General features: G+C 36.8%; 20 protein-coding genes and 1 pseudogene. 6 read left to right on the top strand and 15 right to left on the bottom strand.

Annotation, left to right across the window (positions count from 1 at the left end):
- Positions 1-78: 78 nt before the first annotated feature.
- Positions 79-1296 carry a nucleotidyltransferase gene (locus AA0X71_RS14995; protein ID WP_413356106.1) on the top strand — a complete coding sequence of 406 codons (1218 nt, stop codon included), beginning with the start codon at positions 79-81 and terminating at the stop codon, positions 1294-1296.
- A 45-nt stretch (positions 1297-1341) separates the two neighbouring features.
- On the opposite strand, the gene AA0X71_RS15000 is transcribed toward AA0X71_RS14995, so the two are convergent.
- Together AA0X71_RS15000 and AA0X71_RS15005 are read right to left on the bottom strand one after the other, a co-directional pair.
- On the bottom strand, positions 1342-2367 hold the full coding sequence (locus AA0X71_RS15000) for a SepM family pheromone-processing serine protease (protein WP_413356107.1): 1026 nt from the start codon (positions 2365-2367) through the stop codon (positions 1342-1344).
- A complete protein-coding gene (locus AA0X71_RS15005; protein ID WP_413356108.1) occupies positions 2368-3153 on the bottom strand; it encodes a patatin-like phospholipase family protein in 786 nt (261 codons plus the stop codon).
- A 291-nt stretch (positions 3154-3444) separates the two neighbouring features.
- Here AA0X71_RS15005 and ylbJ point away from each other — a divergent pair, with 291 nt between their 5' ends.
- Positions 3445-4653 carry a sporulation integral membrane protein YlbJ gene (ylbJ, locus tag AA0X71_RS15010; protein WP_413356109.1) on the top strand — a complete coding sequence of 403 codons (1209 nt, stop codon included), beginning with the start codon at positions 3445-3447 and terminating at the stop codon, positions 4651-4653.
- A 31-nt stretch (positions 4654-4684) separates the two neighbouring features.
- On the opposite strand, the gene coaD is transcribed toward ylbJ, so the two are convergent.
- The 3 genes from coaD to AA0X71_RS15025 form a co-directional block, all read right to left on the bottom strand.
- The gene (gene coaD / locus AA0X71_RS15015) at positions 4685-5167 is read right to left on the bottom strand and encodes a pantetheine-phosphate adenylyltransferase (RefSeq protein WP_413356110.1); all 483 of its coding nucleotides are present in this window, start codon (positions 5165-5167) and stop codon (positions 4685-4687) included.
- A 13-nt stretch (positions 5168-5180) separates the two neighbouring features.
- Positions 5181-5738 carry a 16S rRNA (guanine(966)-N(2))-methyltransferase RsmD gene (gene rsmD / locus AA0X71_RS15020; protein ID WP_413356111.1) on the bottom strand — a complete coding sequence of 186 codons (558 nt, stop codon included), beginning with the start codon at positions 5736-5738 and terminating at the stop codon, positions 5181-5183.
- Between the two features lie 321 nt (positions 5739-6059).
- Positions 6060-7478 carry a hypothetical protein gene (locus AA0X71_RS15025; protein WP_413356112.1) on the bottom strand — a complete coding sequence of 473 codons (1419 nt, stop codon included), beginning with the start codon at positions 7476-7478 and terminating at the stop codon, positions 6060-6062.
- Positions 7479-7778: 300 nt separating this feature from the next.
- Here AA0X71_RS15025 and AA0X71_RS15030 point away from each other — a divergent pair, with 300 nt between their 5' ends.
- Positions 7779-8168 (top strand): methylthioribose kinase, encoded by a 390-nt coding sequence (locus AA0X71_RS15030; RefSeq protein ID WP_413356113.1) that lies wholly within the window; start codon positions 7779-7781, stop codon positions 8166-8168.
- 37 nt (positions 8169-8205) lie between these two features.
- On the opposite strand, the gene AA0X71_RS15035 is transcribed toward AA0X71_RS15030, so the two are convergent.
- The 5 genes from AA0X71_RS15035 to AA0X71_RS15055 form a co-directional block, all read right to left on the bottom strand.
- Positions 8206-8481, bottom strand: coding sequence for a YlbG family protein (locus AA0X71_RS15035; RefSeq protein WP_413356114.1), 276 nt, complete (start codon positions 8479-8481; stop codon positions 8206-8208).
- Positions 8482-8577: 96 nt separating this feature from the next.
- Positions 8578-9021 (bottom strand): YlbF family regulator, encoded by a 444-nt coding sequence (locus AA0X71_RS15040; RefSeq protein WP_413356115.1) that lies wholly within the window; start codon positions 9019-9021, stop codon positions 8578-8580.
- Between the two features lie 72 nt (positions 9022-9093).
- Positions 9094-9513, bottom strand: coding sequence for a hypothetical protein (locus AA0X71_RS15045; RefSeq protein ID WP_413356116.1), 420 nt, complete (start codon positions 9511-9513; stop codon positions 9094-9096).
- A gap of 137 nt (positions 9514-9650) precedes the next feature.
- Positions 9651-9893: a YlbE-like family protein gene (locus AA0X71_RS15050; RefSeq protein WP_413356117.1), complete on the bottom strand. Its 243-nt coding sequence runs from the start codon at positions 9891-9893 to the stop codon at positions 9651-9653.
- A 15-nt stretch (positions 9894-9908) separates the two neighbouring features.
- The gene (locus tag AA0X71_RS15055) at positions 9909-10301 is read right to left on the bottom strand and encodes a YlbD family protein (RefSeq protein WP_413356118.1); all 393 of its coding nucleotides are present in this window, start codon (positions 10299-10301) and stop codon (positions 9909-9911) included.
- A 207-nt stretch (positions 10302-10508) separates the two neighbouring features.
- On the opposite strand from AA0X71_RS15055, the gene AA0X71_RS15060 reads away from it, so the two are divergent.
- A complete protein-coding gene (locus AA0X71_RS15060; RefSeq protein WP_413356119.1) occupies positions 10509-10982 on the top strand; it encodes a PaaI family thioesterase in 474 nt (157 codons plus the stop codon).
- Between the two features lie 48 nt (positions 10983-11030).
- Here AA0X71_RS15060 and AA0X71_RS15065 read toward each other — a convergent pair whose 3' ends face one another.
- The 3 genes and pseudogenes from AA0X71_RS15065 to AA0X71_RS15075 form a co-directional block, all read right to left on the bottom strand.
- Complete coding sequence (locus AA0X71_RS15065; RefSeq protein WP_413356120.1) at positions 11031-12017, bottom strand: CAP domain-containing protein; 987 nt, start codon at positions 12015-12017, stop codon at positions 11031-11033.
- A 466-nt stretch (positions 12018-12483) separates the two neighbouring features.
- Positions 12484-12810: pseudogene (locus AA0X71_RS15070) on the bottom strand (transposase); the annotation flags it as partial.
- A 205-nt stretch (positions 12811-13015) separates the two neighbouring features.
- Complete coding sequence (locus AA0X71_RS15075) at positions 13016-13450, bottom strand: CBS domain-containing protein (protein WP_413356121.1); 435 nt, start codon at positions 13448-13450, stop codon at positions 13016-13018.
- 244 nt (positions 13451-13694) lie between these two features.
- On the opposite strand from AA0X71_RS15075, the gene AA0X71_RS15080 reads away from it, so the two are divergent.
- Together AA0X71_RS15080 and ytvI are read left to right on the top strand one after the other, a co-directional pair.
- On the top strand, positions 13695-14054 hold the full coding sequence (locus AA0X71_RS15080; protein WP_413356122.1) for a YugN family protein: 360 nt from the start codon (positions 13695-13697) through the stop codon (positions 14052-14054).
- A 254-nt stretch (positions 14055-14308) separates the two neighbouring features.
- Positions 14309-15367 carry a sporulation integral membrane protein YtvI gene (gene ytvI / locus AA0X71_RS15085; RefSeq protein WP_413356123.1) on the top strand — a complete coding sequence of 353 codons (1059 nt, stop codon included), beginning with the start codon at positions 14309-14311 and terminating at the stop codon, positions 15365-15367.
- Positions 15368-15417: 50 nt separating this feature from the next.
- Here the strand turns inward: ytvI and AA0X71_RS15090 are convergent, their stop codons facing one another.
- A complete protein-coding gene (locus AA0X71_RS15090) occupies positions 15418-15885 on the bottom strand; it encodes a DUF420 domain-containing protein (RefSeq protein WP_413356124.1) in 468 nt (155 codons plus the stop codon).
- 272 nt (positions 15886-16157) lie between these two features.
- The gene (ctaG, locus tag AA0X71_RS15095) at positions 16158-17060 is read right to left on the bottom strand and encodes a cytochrome c oxidase assembly factor CtaG (protein ID WP_413356125.1); all 903 of its coding nucleotides are present in this window, start codon (positions 17058-17060) and stop codon (positions 16158-16160) included.
- Between the last annotated feature and the right edge of the window lie 101 nt (positions 17061-17161).

Here is a 17161-nt window from a genome sequence, read left to right on the forward strand (position 1 = left end):
TTCATTGATTAGCGAAGATAAAAATAGAGAAAATGAGAAATAAGAAGAATTCTTAAGGGTGTAAAGGGAGAAGAGAATATGAAAGCCGTTGGCATTGTTGTTGAATATAATCCTTTCCATAATGGACATGCATATCACGTTGAACAAACTCGCAGGATAAGCAATGCGGATGTTGTGATTGCTGTAATGAGTGGACAATTTTTACAAAGGGGAGAACCTGCACTTCTTCCGAAATGGCATCGTGCAGAAATGGCTTTATTAGCTGGTGTTGATATAGTCATTGAACTCCCCTATCAATTCGCCACCCAAAAAGCAGACACTTTCGCTTTTGGTGCGATCTCTTTATTAGGTCATATTGGATGTAGCAGTGTCTGCTTCGGAAGTGAATCTGGAGAGATTGAACAGTTTTTTACGACCTTACAATTTTTAGAACAAAATAAAAAGCCTTATGAAGAAAAAATTAAATCCTTTATCAGTCAAGGTATGAGCTACCCATCTGCATTATCATCAGCATTTCTTGAGCTTAACCCGACCGAAGAGATTGTTGATCTTTCAAAACCAAATAATATTTTAGGTTTTCAATATGTAAAAGCGATTAATGACTTAGACTTTAATATCAGTGCATTAACGATACCAAGAACAATAGCAGGGTACCATGATCAACATTTCATTTCTGAATCGATCGCTAGTGCTACAAGCATTCGCAAAGCCTTATTTTCCCCTAACGGTTCACTAGAAGAGATAAGTCATTATATACCAAGCACCACAGCGACGATATTAGCTGACTACTATAAAAGCTTTAAACAATTTCAGCATTGGGAAAACTATTGGCCCTTTTTACAGTTTAAATTGCTGCATACGACTACAGCAGAATTACGAAACATATACGAGGTTGAAGAAGGTTTAGAACATCGGGTTACCGAGGCTGCCTTACAAGCAACTTCCTTTCAAGATTTTATGACCAAGATTAAAACAAAGCGTTACACTTGGACAAGACTTCAACGGATGTGCACACATATCCTGACAAATACAAGCGTCAGTGAAATGCGTCAAAAAATGGCTCAAACTAGCTACATACGACTTTTAGGAATGAATGAAAATGGAAGAATGTATTTAAACAAATGGAAGAACCATACTTCCATTCCGATTGTCTCAAAATTATCATCCTATCAAGGTGAAGATATCAGCCTTGATATAAGAGCTTCTAGAGTTTATGCTCTAGGCACAAGAAAAGAAATGGCACCAAAGCTTCTTAAAATGGACTACAAGCAACCTCCAATATATGTGAAAGCCTAAAAAGGGATTCCAAAAAGTCAGCAACACTAACTTTTTGGAATCCCATTATTTTTTCGGCTCTAATTTCATTAAATATTCGATTGCCTCATCAAATGTATCAACTGGTACAATTTTCATATCCGTATTAATATCTTCTGCTGTTTTCACAGCCGCATTGTAATTGGATTCTGTTATTCCTTCTTCATTGGGAGCAAAAAAGATTTCAGCTCCTGCTTTATCAGCTGCGACAATCTTTTGTTCAATTCCTCCGATTCTGCCAATCTTTCCATCAGGAGAAATTGTACCCGTTCCAGCTATTTCATAGCCCTTTGTTAAATCCTCTTCGATAAGTTGATTATAGATTTCAAGGGAAAACATAAAACCAGCTGATGGGCCACCGATATCATCCGTCTTAATGTCAACGTTTGGATTTACATGTAATTCTTTATCATCGACAAGTCCAATCCCTACACCAACTCGAGTTTTATCATCAGGAAATGGTTGAACTTCTATAACTGTTTCCATTTCCTCTCCACTCCGAAGGAAAGTGAGAGTAATGTCAGTTCCAGCAGCTTGATTACTTACGAATTCTATGAATTCCTCCGATGATGTAAAATCATCTCCATTCACTTTGAAGATGTGATCTCCTGGCTCTAACTTACCAGCTGCAGGCATATTGTCGACAACATTTAAGACATAGACACCTTTGTATTCATATTCTATTGGAATTTCTGCTTTCTTATAAGCAACTTCAATGGCTGATTGTTTTGAACTAGCCATGAGATGAAGTTGACGTACATTGTACTCCTCTTCTGTTTCTTCTTCACCACGAACTGCATCTAACGGATAGATTTCTTGATAATCATTTAATGATGCCAGCAAATAGGAATAAATATTTGCTTTTCCCATGCGAATGGTTGTGAGCATAAAAGTGCCTTCTTCATCATATCCATTTTCCACTTCAATGATCGGTTTCAGTTCCTTTGCCATTCCTGGCTTTGATACGTAATAAGGCAAAGAAAAAAACGAAGCAATAAAGAGAAATAAGGCCGTTAAAATGAAAAAAAATCGAAAATAAAACCGCTTGTTCATCTAGTGCTGCTCCTTCCACTCCTCGATCAGTTGCTGAATTTTTGCAATGTATTTATCTGTTTCCGTTTCTCCAATTTGAATGATTTCATCAATATTTGTAAAGGCTCTCGAACTATACATTTCAAGAGCAGGTTGTATCATAATATCAGAGGCAATTTCTCTGTTGGCAACAATCTCCATTTGTAAGATATCGATACTCTGCATGATCACATCATAGATAGAAGTAATTTCTGTTGTACGATTTACCCGGGAAACATCAACAGCAATAATGATATCCGCTCCCATTTCTTTCACAACTGAGACTGGTACTCTATCCACCACTCCCCCATCAACTAATAGTCTTCCTTCATATTTTTCCGGAACAAATATTCCAGGGATAGAAATACTGGCTCTAACTGCTTCAGCAATAGGTCCCTCTTTGAAAATCACTTTCTCCCCTGTCATTAAATCAGTCGCCACGACTTGAATAGGTATATCCAATTGTTCGAGATTTCTTCCATGGGTAAAAATCCGAATAAGATCTTTCACACGATTTCCAGCAATAAAACCCATTTTCGGAATCGTAAAGTCTAAATAATATTTTCTCTTAAAGACTCGAGATAATTGATATAAACGGTCAATATCCAAACCAGCCCCAAAAAAACAACCAACCATCGCCCCCATACTACTTCCAGCAATAAGATCAATCGAAATCTTTGCATCCAGTAATTTCTTAATAACGCCTAGGTGAGCAAACCCTCTTGCTCCTCCTGACCCAAGCGCAAGACCAATTTTGGGATGGTGCAAAAATGAGCGCCTCCTTTGAAAAGGAATCGTAAGGGGGAATGAAATTATCTTCATTTCCTTCCCTTACTTTTATATATTCTTATGGTCTATTTTATTTTTCTATGAGTATATTGATCTATATGAGGACAAGACCTTTGTGCATAGTTAAACGTTTTTAAAGTTGTCATCATTTAATTTTTTTAGACCAAAGCGAGCGCCACTTCACGAGTTAACAATCTCTATTTTAGCATTGTTTTCTAGAAGATGCACTTTGCTTGCGTCATAAGTAAATCTTCGAGGGAGGATGCATGGGTGGTAAAATCCAAACTTAAAACCATTATTCTTGCTTCAGCTGTTTCCATAATGGCTATTTCTCTAATTTCTTTCCCACAAGAATCAGTGAACGCGTCCATTAGAGGATTGGATATGTGGTGGAAAATCGTCTTTCCCTCATTACTTCCATTTTTTATTGTATCTGAACTGCTAATTGGTTTTGGTGTAGTAAAATTTATCGGTGTGCTTTTAGAACCATTAATGAGGCCGCTATTCCGGGTCCCTGGTGTCGGTGGCTTTGTCTGGGCAATGGGAATGGCCTCGGGATATCCAGCAGGAGCTAAATTAACGGCACGTTTGAGACAGGAAGGTCAACTTACCAAGACTGAGGCGGAAAGGCTTGTAACCTTCACGAATTGTTCGAATCCATTATTTATTTTTGGCGCAGTCTCTGTTGGCTTTTTTTACAATGCACAGCTTGGGATTATTTTAGCATTAGCCCATTATCTCGGGAATTTCACCGTTGGAATCATCATGAGATTTCACGGAAAGGACAATTCTATAAGCACTAGTAAGTTTTCCTTAAAAAACGCATTTAGAGAGCTACATCAAACAAGGATTAACGACAAGCGACCGATTGGAAAATTACTTGGTGATGCCGTCATGTCCTCGATCCAAACATTATTGATGATCGGTGGATTTATTATCCTATTTTCGGTTTTAAATCAGCTTTTATCCAATCTACATATTATTGAATTTTTCGGTTCCTGGGTGGCGATTTTACTACAACTTGTACATTTACCAGAATCCTTTAGCATTCCACTAATATCAGGGTTATTTGAAATTACACTAGGAAACAAGCTTACCAGTCAAGTGGAGAATGTAACACTGTTACAGCAAGCGATTATTGCCAGTATTATATTGGCCTTCAGCGGATTCAGCGTGCAAGCTCAGGTAGCAAGTATCCTAGCTCAAACCGATATTAATTTTAAGCCATATTTTATTGCACGGCTCTTTCATGGAATCTTTGCTGGTTTATATACATGGATACTTTGGAAACCTATTTATGAGAATTTGAATCAAAATGACCCTTACTCTAAGACCGTTCCAGTAACGTATTTTGAAGATGGTCAGTGGGCCTTCAATGCGATGGAATTTATGAAAGAAACTGGTCCTATACTAACGCTTATTTCGTTAATGATTTATATTTTGATATATGCCAAAAGAATGCAAAGAAACGAGCACTAATCCATGCTCGTTTCTTTATTATGTATTTAATTTACTTGTTAAATTTTGCTCGAAGTGCTTCCTCCACACATGGGGGTACTAGCTCTGAAATTTTCCCGCTATATTGGGCCACTTCTTTCACAATACTGGAGCTTAAGAAAGAATACTGGTTATTTGTCATAATATAAAATGTTTCAATTTCATGGTTAAGAAAGCGATTCATGGATGTCAACTGCATTTCATACTCAAAGTCTGAAACAGCTCTTAAGCCTCTAATAATCGCGTTCGCGCCAATATCCTTAGCATACTCAACTAAAAGCCCATGAAAGGAATCAACCTTAACATTGGGGATATCTTTTGTCACTTCTTTAATTAATTGAACTCGCTCTTCTACCGTAAATAATGGTTTCTTAGATGAATTGTTGAGGATGGAAACATACACTTGATCAAACACTTTTGCTCCTCTTGAAATAATATCTAAGTGACCAAAAGTGATTGGGTCAAAGCTACCTGGACATACAGCTATACTTGCCATAATGATCCCCCTTTCAAAAATGGGCCTTTTCATATATAGATATGGTAATGATTCCGTAGGTTTCTTGTTTGAGCCGCACAAGACCCTCAATTTGCATCGGCAATTGAACGTCCGAACTATGCTCACAAACAATTACCCCTTTATCATTCAACAATGTATGCTTGTCTATTGTTTCTAAAATCTCTTTCAATTGTTGTTTTGCATAGGGTGGGTCGAGAAAAATATAATCAAAACGAAGTTCCCTTTTAATGATTGCCTTTAGTGCTCGACTTGACTCATTTCTATATACTTCAGCCTGCTCTTCTACATTACATTGCCTTAAATTTTCATAAATCGTTTGAATAGCCTTTCCATCACGGTCAACGAAGATAACTTTATCCGTTCCCCGACTTAGTGCTTCGATCCCTAGACCTCCACTACCTGCAAAAAGATCAAGACATAATCCACCTTCAAAATAAGGACCAATCATGTTAAAGATCGCTTCCTTCACCTTATCTGTGGTCGGTCTCGTCGATTTTCCTGGTACAGCTTTTAACGCTTTCCCTTTTAAACTACCTGAAACAACTCTCATGGAAAAATCACCTGCATTGTAAACTTCTTTACCATCCTATCATAATCGAATGAAAGTGCCAATTCTTGAAATCCTCTCCAGCCATTCTCAATCATTTTGACAATATAATATGGCAAAAAATAATCCCATCCCATGTATATCCCTATTTTTTGTGGAAATACTGTAAGTAACAACATCTATTCGAGGATGTTGTTGCCAACCGCGGAGAAGACTTACGTTTCCCCATAAGTTCTTCCTCCGGTTTCTCCTCTCCCTTTGCCTTCTTTCCTTATAAAGGAGATGGAAGGACCCTGCAGATATTTTTGCAGGGTTTTCTTTTTTTTACCGATTAAGATACATGCCCTCTTCGTCTTCCATAAATGAAAGTTGAAATAGCGACAATAACATGCTTGATTTCATATAAGGTTTCCCATTAATCATTTTTAATGGGTTTTCCAAAAGACCATAATGTACTTGATTGTACTCATAAATATTTTGATTTACATAAAAACGATAATAATTATTCTCCAACTCCAAAAGGACGCTCTCATGATCCTCTAATAATGATGCGCTATAGCCAAGTGCAGTCATCGTTTCAACAAATGGCAGATACCGTTCGTTGTTCACAATGAATACATCTAGCCCTTCGTTATCCTTATCGCCGATGATTAGTGGACGAGAATCATAAAAATAGAGCGGGCTCCACTTTGCTTTTTCATTTTTGTTCAAAGTAAAGAAATCCGTTCTTTTATCAATTGTATAACCGAGAAGCTCATCTAATTTTTGAGGTGTAATATGGTCCTCTTTATAGACAAGTGATACAAACTGTTCCAATTGATCCTTTGAAAAATAGCTGTTCAGTTCATCAATCAGCCGGTTCGCTTTGACAATATTACTTTCCTGTTCATCCACAAGAGAGGTTAAAACCTCCAAAAGCCATCTTTCTTCTACTGGAAAATGCGAAGCTTTTTCAAGAAAATAATGGGATATCATTCTTCGCTCCAATGCTTGATCATCTAAACTAGGATTGACGATCATCAGACCTGCTCCATTTGTGCTTGAATAACTATCCGAAAATACAATCGCTACTGGTCCATAATTTGGTATTTTCATTAACGACGGTAGGGAAAGAACTGGATGTGAACCATTTGTTGTATAAAATTGTATTCCATGCTCTACATCTATCTTCTCCAATGGAGTTGGTTGCCAATAAAGTGCTCCTCTATCCCCTTTTCCCTCGAAAACATAATAATCAATGTACTCCAGTTTGCTATAGCCTTTCAGTGGAAAACCAGTTACCCATGAACCCTCTCTTCGTGATGTAGCAATGAGATTAATGGTTGTATGGGTAATGTCAACATCTTGCAACTGAAGCATCCAATCTTTTAGAAGGATTACTGACTCTTCATCCCTTATCTCGATTTGATATTGAAAAGTGAATGACTTATTTTGCGTCTGTAACATATGAGGGTTATCTTCAGCAACTTCACAAGTCTCTCCGTTTTCCTCGGTACACTCCCAATCAACTATGATTTGGGGCGTAACAATTGAATAATCGGTATCATTTTGTAAGCCTTCAATTACTTGTGTAATAAAAAGAAGGCTACCGCTAGATTCTACTGTAATACGCTGCACCGCTTTTTCATCATTATTTAACTCAGCTGGATTATGATATTCAGAGTATGCGTGCCATTGCCAAAATAACATCACCCCGATAATACTGCATAAACCTATTAATAATGTGAACGCAACCTTCCACATATATATTCCCCTTATAACCGTTTCTCTTATATTTACTTCTCTAGTAATTCATCTATCTTAACAATATCAGAACTAAGAAATGACGTCATCTGTATTATTTAGGAAAAAATGATGCGATACACATAATTGATTTTTGGCTCATTCTAGCTACACAAAAAAAGGGGTGTGAAACCTTGGTTCACACGCAATGAGCCAAAAATCATATGACGCACTATTTAATTTCAAATGATCCATCCATAGCCATTCGTCTTCAAGCGTGTTAAAGTATTCTTGGTACTAGAACAGAGGAGGATTTATGAAATGATTCAACGATTTATCGAATTAGGAGAAGGTTATTCTGATATCTATGAATTAATAGAGCTTGCTAGAGCAAACAAAGAACGGCTTTTACATATGATGGCTTACCATACTATCGTTAATAACAGGGAAGTTTCCTCGTTAGTTGTCGTTCTCAAACCAACAACACCTGGGGATTTCCAGCCCTTATACATTTGCCGTGAAGGAATTTCCAATCCAAACATAAAGCCAAATAAACGATTTGAGCTTTTTCAAGAAGCTGCTAATGAGCTTAATAAAGAGATTATTCAACTTGAGGTAAAACCTTCCGTCCAATTCGCAGAGAAAGAGCTTTTTTATCAATATTTAATTGGAATATTAAGAATGAATCATTATATTCCACCGTTATCTTAACAAGCATAGAAAAAGGTGAAGCAACTGCTCCACCTTTTTAAATACCCATTCGATAATCATACTCTTTTGCCTTATCCGGTTTAGAGTTTTCGTATTCTGTTTTTAAAAACGGCTTGAAAGAAGGCTCAACCTTTTTCACAAAGGAATAGTTTTCTATTTTATTCATAATCGTTTCTACATCCTCTAAATCACAATAGAGAACAACGTATTTTAAGCGCTTGGAAACAAAGTGAACGTTTCCGAACTTTCTTAACATTTTGGCTTGTTTTAAAGAATACAGCCATACGATAATCCCCTGACGTTGTCCTAACATACTTTTTTCCCCTTCGACCACATTGTTTTTTTTAGTCTAGCAGACAAACCCAGATATTTCAATCTAAAAAAGGCTTAGGCGTATCGCCTAAGCCTATTATGAACAACCACAGCTTCCGCCTGTGCCACATCCGCCACCACAGCTGGAAGAGCTATCAAAGAAAGGATTTCCTGTTGGAACTTTAATTTTTTCAGACACAGATTTCCCGATTAATACACTCACTTCATCTAATAAAGACTGGAGGTCGTTTTCCGCTTTTTTAAACTCAGCAACGTGAATATCCATATCCATTTCTCTTTTTAATTCCCGAATACTTTTCATCACCTTTTGATATTCAGGGTGATATCGACCGAAACGTTGAACTTCTTCATAAAGCTCCTTTTCTTTTGAAAAGGCTCTTATTTTACGCTGTGTATCTCTAGTTGTCTTCACTTTATTTAAACAGATCATGTAATACTCAACAACTTCCGATTCCATAATCATCATGGATAGCTGTTCTGCCTGATCCAAAATTTCCATTCTTTCTAAAGTAGCAAGCAAGATTAGCTCACCTCCGCTACCTATTTTAACATGGAATTATGGAAAAACGAAAGTTTATTGAACAATTATGACCTATGGAATGGAAACGGTGAATTCTTTTTCAAGATGATATGGCTCATTATTAGGCTTAACTACTTCTAATTTAACTTGGTGAGTTCCTCGTTCCAAACCCTTTATAATAAAAGCAGCCGCCGTAATCTCTTCCTTTTTCTCTCCATCAATATAAAGAATAATTTTCCCTTGTTTCTGGTCACTATCATCTCGGAAAGAAATGTCTTGAATCATACACTCCACGAACACACTGTTTCCTCTTATATGATGTTGAACGTTAAAAGGTTCATTATTCTGATCGATTGTTACAGGCATATCATGGGCTGTATTTACAGTACTCATTGGGATAACAGTAAACCTGACTTCAGGTTCGGGCATATCCTTTTGACATCCTACTAGTGTCAGTAATAACAAACAAACACTAACGATAATGGTTCTCATCCGTATGTCCCCCTTCCAATTCTTGACTTCCAACTATGTAAATGTAGTAATATTGTTTGCTAACAAATCTTTTTTTACTCTCTTACAACATGAGAACATGAAAAAACAACCTTCCCTTTAGAAGTGAGAAAGTTGTTTTATGAAAGATTTTGATTCATTGCTTGAAACATGCTCATCATCATCGATGCCATATAAACACCGTTGGAAAATTTTTCAACGCGATGGGGTATGGTTTTTTGATGATAATGTAGGGATGCGATTTGAAATACTTGAAAATCATTTGGATTTCTTGCAAGCTTTCGATACCAAACAGGTTGTTCACGTAAAAATCTCTTCAAGTCAGGATCCGCATAAATTATTTCCATCATATCTTTCCTCATATCCATCCCCCTTTATTAATCTTTTCTAAACTGGAATGGATTTGGTGCCTGATTCGTTGAATGATTATTCGTTGTATTTCCCTGTTTTCCTCCTTGGAATTGTAGGATTAAACCTTGTATAGCTCCAAGTGCTTGACTTAAATTCGTTATATGTCCTTGCAGTTGATTGGGATCAACGTTCTTCACAGCGTTCATAACTTGTGGGATCCATTCTTTCTTATCTTGCTCTTTTTCCTTAGTTCCTTTAAATTCATTCCAACGTGAGTCCTCTTCTCCAAGTAAATACCATTCCTCAAAAAGCTCCTGCCATGTTGCTTTTCCTTTTCTTACTTCCATCACCATTTCCGGATGTTCTTTGACAAATTCTTTAAATTGTTGAACAGAAGGATGGAGTTGTTTCTTTTCCATGCTTTCTCACCTCAAACAAAGGGCATGTATACATTTATCAATTTCAAAACGGCGCGCTACAAGTGGTCATTCACCTTGATACTTGTGAAACTCAACTCAATGATTGTTCGTTTTTTCTATATCCAAATAAGTCTCCTATGGTACGATATGATAAAGTCATAAAAGATGTGAATCATACGAAAGAACAAATTGAGTGGGGTGAATTTTTTGCAAGATAACCTGAAAGAACGTTTCCAAAAAATCATAGAAAATGGTACTGAGGAAGAGTTAACAGTATTAGAACACATACTTGAAGGATTGGATGATAAGGAACATTCCTATATCAATCGTTTGCTCCATATGAATTATAAAATTACCGAGGATGGATTGGAAATTAAGATTCCTTTACACCCAATGGTTAACAATCCCTTAAAGATTCTTCATGGAGGCATAACTGCGACCGTCATTGATACGGCGATGGGAGCTTTGGTTCATCAAACATTACCAAATGACAAAGCGGGAGTCACAACTCAGCTAAATATCAATTACATAGCACCAGGCATTGGTAATGATATTACATGTAAAGCAAAAATCAGTCATCATGGTTCAAAAACATTGTTAGTAAATGCCGATGTCTTTCGCTCTGATGGTCAAAAAATCGCCCAAGCTACCGGCAGTTTCTTCATTATTGAAAGGAAATAATAATGAATTATGAAAAGGTGAGGACTTATAATATGCCCTCACCTACATTTATTCATCATGCCATTTTTGGATAAAATTCTGCGTATAATGGAGATTATATACTCCGACACCAATATGAGTAAACTCTCCATTTAGAAGGGTTTCCCTGTGTCCTTTACTATTTAGCCAGCCTTCCATTACTGCAGGTGCGTCTGAATAATTGGCTGCAATATTTTCCCCTGCTAGCTGATAAAACACTTCACCTGCTACTAATCGATCAGATAATTCACCAGATGTTTTTGAAGTATGGGAGAAATCTTCGCTTTCAAACATATCTATACTATGGGCTAACGCTACTTCCGCAACCATTTCATCTTTTTCCAATGGATTTAATTGATGCCTTACACGCATCACATTGGAAATATCAAAGATCTGTTCCGCATTTCCTCTAGCAATCGCAGATTCGCTCCCTATCTCCCAAGGCTTGACCTCTATCAACTCTCCAACATAGACGAGTTCATACGGTTGTAATTTGATTAATGTCTCCGCATCCATAAATCTTACACTTGAGAAGGTTCCATCGAATTTGTCGATGTAAAATTGAACGTAAAAATCTCCCATTTGTACAAGTGGACGAGTATTCATATCATTCTCTGTTAACTCAAAACGATATGAGCTCCCATCGTGCATCAGGCTAATATACGGCCCAATGGGTACGGACGCATAAATTTCTTCAACTGGTTGGCCTAATTTAAATGGAGTGATATCGACATCATTGCCAATTGCATATAGTGTTACTACAGTTTCGTTACGAACACCTACTTGAATATACTCTTGAAAACTCTTCTTATAAATCCACCAATCATAACCATATGATGACTCATCAACTCTTGAAGGCTTACCTAATCTTTCTTCTAAAAAAGACACATCTTCGCCAATTAATGTGGCTAATCCTGTGGAGGGAGCCTCGATTTGTGGGTTATCTGTCTCGTCTTTTGTTTCCTCTACTAGTGTTTTATCTTCCTGCGGAGTATCTGGATATTCGTTAACTAACACTTCTTCTCCGAAGGATAAATTTAAGTAGAATACAACTGCTAATACTGCCGCAATTAATACAAGAATTCGAATAAGGGCTCGCAGAGGTTTGCCTCCTCTCTTTTCTTTTAAATAAGGAATTTATTTTATTTCTATTATTCTATGCCTATAGTAGATAATAATATGATTATATCATCTATTATTTTCTTTGAAATCTTTCAAATTGAATATAAATAGAAATAACCCCATAATGTTTCATGGGGCTAGAGTGTCGACAAAAGGCATCGAGAGGACTCTCTCGGTGTTTTTTCTCATTTCTGGATGGAATTGTGGCTGAAATACGTTGATTTCCGCTCCAGGTGCTTGCTTTCCGGGGGGCGTGCGCCGAGCCTCCTCCTCGCTGATCGCTCGTGCGGGGTCTCGCCTGTCACGCTACTCCCCCAGGAGTCAAGCACCTTCCGCTCCAATCAACTAGTTTGGCTCTCACTTAGGGCAGGTTGCCAAGTCCGATTTGCCATTTTTTCAAATTCATGGCAGCAAATGTAAGCATCGCCTGCATAGACTTGTATTTAAGACCTCGTAAGGTTGTCCATCGCATACCCTGCTTTTCCAACGCAAACACAAAGACACGTTCAATCGTCTCTTTACGTTTCGCGTATATCTGTTTGATTTCATCGTTGTGACGTAGATGTTCTGCCTCTTCTAAGTAAGCTTCCCAAATATGACGTTGTATAAGCTTTTGATGGTTTTTACTCTCCGTACACTGTGAGAGCAATGAGCATTTGGCACAAATGGATGAATTTGAGGATACTTGGACGACCGATTCCTGAATAGAGGTTTTCAACCAAGGGATAGATGAACGAAAAATCAATGTCCGACTCTAGCTTACGTACTAAATGATCTTCAGGAAGTTACAATCAACCTACCAAAGAAAAAAGACTGTAGGAAAACTCGAAAATCTTCGAGTTTTCCTACAGTCTGGGGGCTATTTCTATTTATGTTCAATAACATCCTACTTTTTAATGTTGCACATCACTATCAGTGGATTCCGAAATCTCTGACAACGCTTTACCAGCTTGGTAGTCAATCATTTTTCGAACAGCAAAGTCGCCCAGTGAAACGATTCCTATTAATTTCTTTCCTTCGACTACAGGTAACCTTCTAATTTGGTGCTCTGCCATTAGATCGGATGCTTCTTTTGCAGTCATATCGGCTGTTACAGTAATCAAATCATCACTCATCACTTCTTCCACCTTTGTCGAACCAGGCTTCTTCTCAGCAATGCCTCGAATGACGAGATCTCTGTCGGTAATCATTCCAACTAGTTTTTCTCCATCCACAATTGGAATCGCTCCAACATCCCATTCTTTCATTTTAACAGCTACTTCATATACGTTATCGAGTAAGGTACAGCACTCCACCTCATCACTCATAATCTCTTTCACTCTTTGCACTTTTTTTCCTCCTAAATTCATTCGAATTTTTCGATGTAATGATAACCTCCATACATAGTCTTTCCAAACCAGAGAAAAACATAAATATAGAATGCATGAAATGTGAAAGAACTGTGTTTTCTTTTACGTTGTCATTGCAACTTTTCCACTTTTCCACTATTATTAGATTTGGGATTATTTTAGTAAAATTCTACATATGATATTCAAATCGAGTTATGTTTCACTTGTTTTAGGAGGGATCTAGATGAAATTTGAGAATTTAGGATTCGATAAAGTAAAAGCTGATCTAAAACGTTTAGATGACGTAATGGCAGATTATGGATTAATTCGCGCTGAACAGTGGGATTATGAGAGAGTATCCTACGATCGAAAGTTCGAATTAAAAGAGGGCGTATTTTACCTTCGCATTCTAGGCTATACAGTTGAAGGGGATGTCGGTGCTAACAGAGGGATTCTACAGCTTCTTACTCCATTGTTAGGCAAGCACTATTACCCACATGGTGTAGAGTATGGAGAAGGCGAAAATTTCCCTAGCTCTTTAGTAAGCCAGTGTGAAAAAATCTTAACAGAATTAAAAGCCGAAATAGACAAGTTCGCAAATTAATTCACTGTTACCTTCAAAAAATACTAAAGAAAAGACCCACTCACTTGAGTGGAGTCTTTTTCTTTACGTCCATTAGACGATACATCTATAATAGAAAAAAAGAGTAGACAATTCGTGTTGTTTAAATGATGTTTTATATACTATAATTTAATTATACGTTTCTAAAATAAAGTTTCGCGTGCATTAACCTCCGTTTTATTTTCTCAATCTTCAACCAATCTTTGTATTATTGTTATTTAGAAAGGGGTTCTACCTTGTCCAGTTTTTTCACAAAGCGGATGGCAATGATTGTGTTAATCGTAATCCTCGTCGCTGCCCTTCTTTACTTCATTCTACCTGTATCAGTTCCACTGATAGTAGCTTTAGTTACAGCATTGTTCTTGCATCCAATTGTTAAATGGTTACGCAGAAAGACGAAATTAAATCAACAACTAGCCGTATTGATCGTGTTCCTACTCTTTCTACTATTCATTGGAGTTAGTGGATATTTTGTGACAACCAAAGTCATAACCGAAATCATTAAGCTAGTTGAAAATGCACCAATGTATATTAACGAGATTACAAAAGCATGGCTTAATATAGAAAAGGACTTTGCTAACGCAGCAAAGGATATGCCAAAAGAAGTTGTAACTGAAATTAGTCAACAAGTACAAAGTTTTCTAAATAAAACAAGGAATGATTTGGTCGCGTACGTCAATATTGACAACGTAAAGTCATTGTTAACAAATATTCCAAACTATTTGGTCAGTTTTCTTGTCTACTTGATTGCCCTATTCTTGTTCTTACTAGAGCTACCAAGACTTCGTGAAGGAATGTATTCTTTCTTGAAAGAAAAAACAGCTCAAAAGGTACAGTTTATGACATCAAGACTCTCTTTCGTTATTTTCGGATTCTTTAAAGCTCAATTTTTAGTAAGTATCATCATCTTCATTGTCTCTCTCATTGGTTTATTATTTATTAAACCTGAGATCGCCTTTATAATGGCACTTATACTTTGGCTGATTGACTTTATCCCAATCATCGGATCAATTGTGATTCTGGGTCCATGGGCTTTATTCCATTTGATCACTGGTGATATATCACTTGGAACACAATTAGCTGTTCTTGCAGCGGTTTTATTAATCATTCGCAGGACGGTAGAACCAAAAGTAATGGGAAGTCATATCGGATTATCGCCATTAGCCACATTAATCGCTATGTATCTAGGTCTAAAAATTCTTGGTATTCTAGGATTCGTGATTGGACCATTATTGCTCATCGCCTTTAATTCTGCCAAAGAAGCTGGCATTATTAAAATGAATTTTAAGATATAGAAATAAGGCAGTATCAATGTCTCATTCAATGACATTGGTACTGCCTTTTATTATAGTCCTAATATAGCTTTAATGACTGAAGTCGTTTCCCCACCATGATAGAATACATAAAGTAATAAATAAACCGCGACGCCTGTTATGGCTGTAAAGAACCAAATATAACTTGTAATTGGCCCTAATTTACGATGAAATGCAAACTTTTTTTGATATCCTGTAACAAGAGACATAATCCCTAGAACCGCCCCAACTGTGGCTAATGTGATATGAAAAATTAAAAAGATTGTATAGTAAATTTTAATATCATCTGGACCACCGAAAGCTGTATTTCCAATAAAAATCGTTCTAGAAGCATAAATAACAAAGAAAATAATCGCAAATATTGCACCTAAAAACATCGTCTTTTGGTGAGCTTCTCTTTTTCCTCGTCTAATTTGGCTCCAACCAATCGCCACTGTGATCGCACTCAAAACAATAAAAGTCGTGCTTATAGTTGGTAAAATAGGTAAATTAAAATTCATCACTTTATTCCTTTCTTCATATCCAAATAAATTATGTATCGGAACCGATATTCCAAACTTATCTACATAAGAATAATTTTAGTAGACTATCCATACATTTTCAATCTTCAGATGGCAATATACGAAAAATGTGCTAATTCTGCCATATTTATTCTTAAAAATGTGATTTTTTTAATAGAATTTATTGCATTATATCAGCAACACTCTTTTTATCACTGATGAGCGTACTTTTTTAAAAGAAAAAAAGCACCTGGAAAAGGTGCATAATATCATTACTTAATTGTCTGAGGGTCTAGATGAAGAAGTTCAGCCTCTGACTCCTCTTGTTCTTTTTTATACCATTCAAAAAAGACTTGGAATAGAACAACACCATAAACGATTTCTTGAATGACTTTCATCAGTACTCCACCCAATTGCTGATCATGAAGCAAGGACATGGAGTTAAACATTTCCGGACCACTTAAACTTAATCCAGTTAAAACAGTTGGCGAGACACAAAGCTCTAGAGCCTTGGCCCAGGCACTAGGATCAGAAAATGTAGCATACATCGGTACATCAGCGAAAATAATTAAGGCACACGCAGGTGTTAATAATACTCCATCAGCAAAGATGTAGCCAATCTTCTTCACACCACTTAATCTCTTTTCCCCTTCCACCTGGTTCACGAGTGGCCACCACATAAAAATAGCCATCAAGAACAATAGAACCGTGTATGAAGCATGTAAGAGCATATCAGTCTTGATCACATCAAATATTAACGGAATATGGTAAAAGGAAAAGATACCATTGAACAAAATTAAAGCAATGATTGGTTTCGTAAAAAACTTATAGAGCGGACGCACAATTGGCATACTCAACACTTTCTTCCAAATCCATTGTGGAATTCCCACAATAAAGAGTGGAGGAATGATTAAATATAAAACTCCCATTTGAATCATATGCGCATAAAACATTAGATGGCTCATTAAATCTATCGGCGAACCCTTAATCACATATAAAAGAATGACAGCTGTGGAAAATAGTATTCCCTGCCTCATCGTTAAAGGTTCTGAATCCTTAAATCGATTTCTCCAAGTTACTGTAATGAGAAAGTAGATAACTAAAAGGGCTACCATTGCCACAAAGAAAAAAGGACTCCACAACGCTTGAAAGCCAAACATATTTAAAGATAACATGAATCCATCACCTCTATTCATTCCTTGATTTGAGATTGAACGGTTAACATTGTATTTCTTGATTAGTACCCCTCAAACTTATTATAACTTAAAAAAGAAAA

It is taken from the genome of Robertmurraya phoenicis, assembly GCF_047302285.1.
Classification (GTDB): Bacteria; Bacillota; Bacilli; order Bacillales; family Cytobacillaceae; genus Robertmurraya.

Excerpts from the sequence above, each read along its gene's own strand:
- rsmD (WP_413356111.1), bottom strand. The coding sequence starts at position 5,738 with ATGAGAGTTGTTTCAGGTAGTTTAAAAGGGAAAGCGTTAAAAGCTGTA.
- AA0X71_RS15000 (WP_413356107.1), bottom strand. The coding sequence starts at position 2,367 with ATGAACAAGCGGTTTTATTTTCGATTTTTTTTCATTTTAACGGCCTTA.
- AA0X71_RS15055 (WP_413356118.1), bottom strand. The coding sequence starts at position 10,301 with ATGGAAAAGAAACAACTCCATCCTTCTGTTCAACAATTTAAAGAATTT.
- AA0X71_RS15025 (WP_413356112.1), bottom strand. The coding sequence starts at position 7,478 with ATGTGGAAGGTTGCGTTCACATTATTAATAGGTTTATGCAGTATTATC.
- AA0X71_RS15090 (WP_413356124.1), bottom strand. The coding sequence starts at position 15,885 with ATGAATTTTAATTTACCTATTTTACCAACTATAAGCACGACTTTTATT.
- coaD (WP_413356110.1), bottom strand. The coding sequence starts at position 5,167 with ATGGCAAGTATAGCTGTATGTCCAGGTAGCTTTGACCCAATCACTTTT.
- AA0X71_RS15035 (WP_413356114.1), bottom strand. The coding sequence starts at position 8,481 with ATGTTAGGACAACGTCAGGGGATTATCGTATGGCTGTATTCTTTAAAA.
- AA0X71_RS15050 (WP_413356117.1), bottom strand. The coding sequence starts at position 9,893 with ATGAGGAAAGATATGATGGAAATAATTTATGCGGATCCTGACTTGAAG.
- AA0X71_RS15030 (WP_413356113.1), top strand. The coding sequence starts at position 7,779 with ATGATTCAACGATTTATCGAATTAGGAGAAGGTTATTCTGATATCTAT.
- ctaG (WP_413356125.1), bottom strand. The coding sequence starts at position 17,060 with ATGTTATCTTTAAATATGTTTGGCTTTCAAGCGTTGTGGAGTCCTTTT.
- AA0X71_RS15080 (WP_413356122.1), top strand. The coding sequence starts at position 13,695 with ATGAAATTTGAGAATTTAGGATTCGATAAAGTAAAAGCTGATCTAAAA.
- AA0X71_RS14995 (WP_413356106.1), top strand. The coding sequence starts at position 79 with ATGAAAGCCGTTGGCATTGTTGTTGAATATAATCCTTTCCATAATGGA.
- AA0X71_RS15045 (WP_413356116.1), bottom strand. The coding sequence starts at position 9,513 with ATGAGAACCATTATCGTTAGTGTTTGTTTGTTATTACTGACACTAGTA.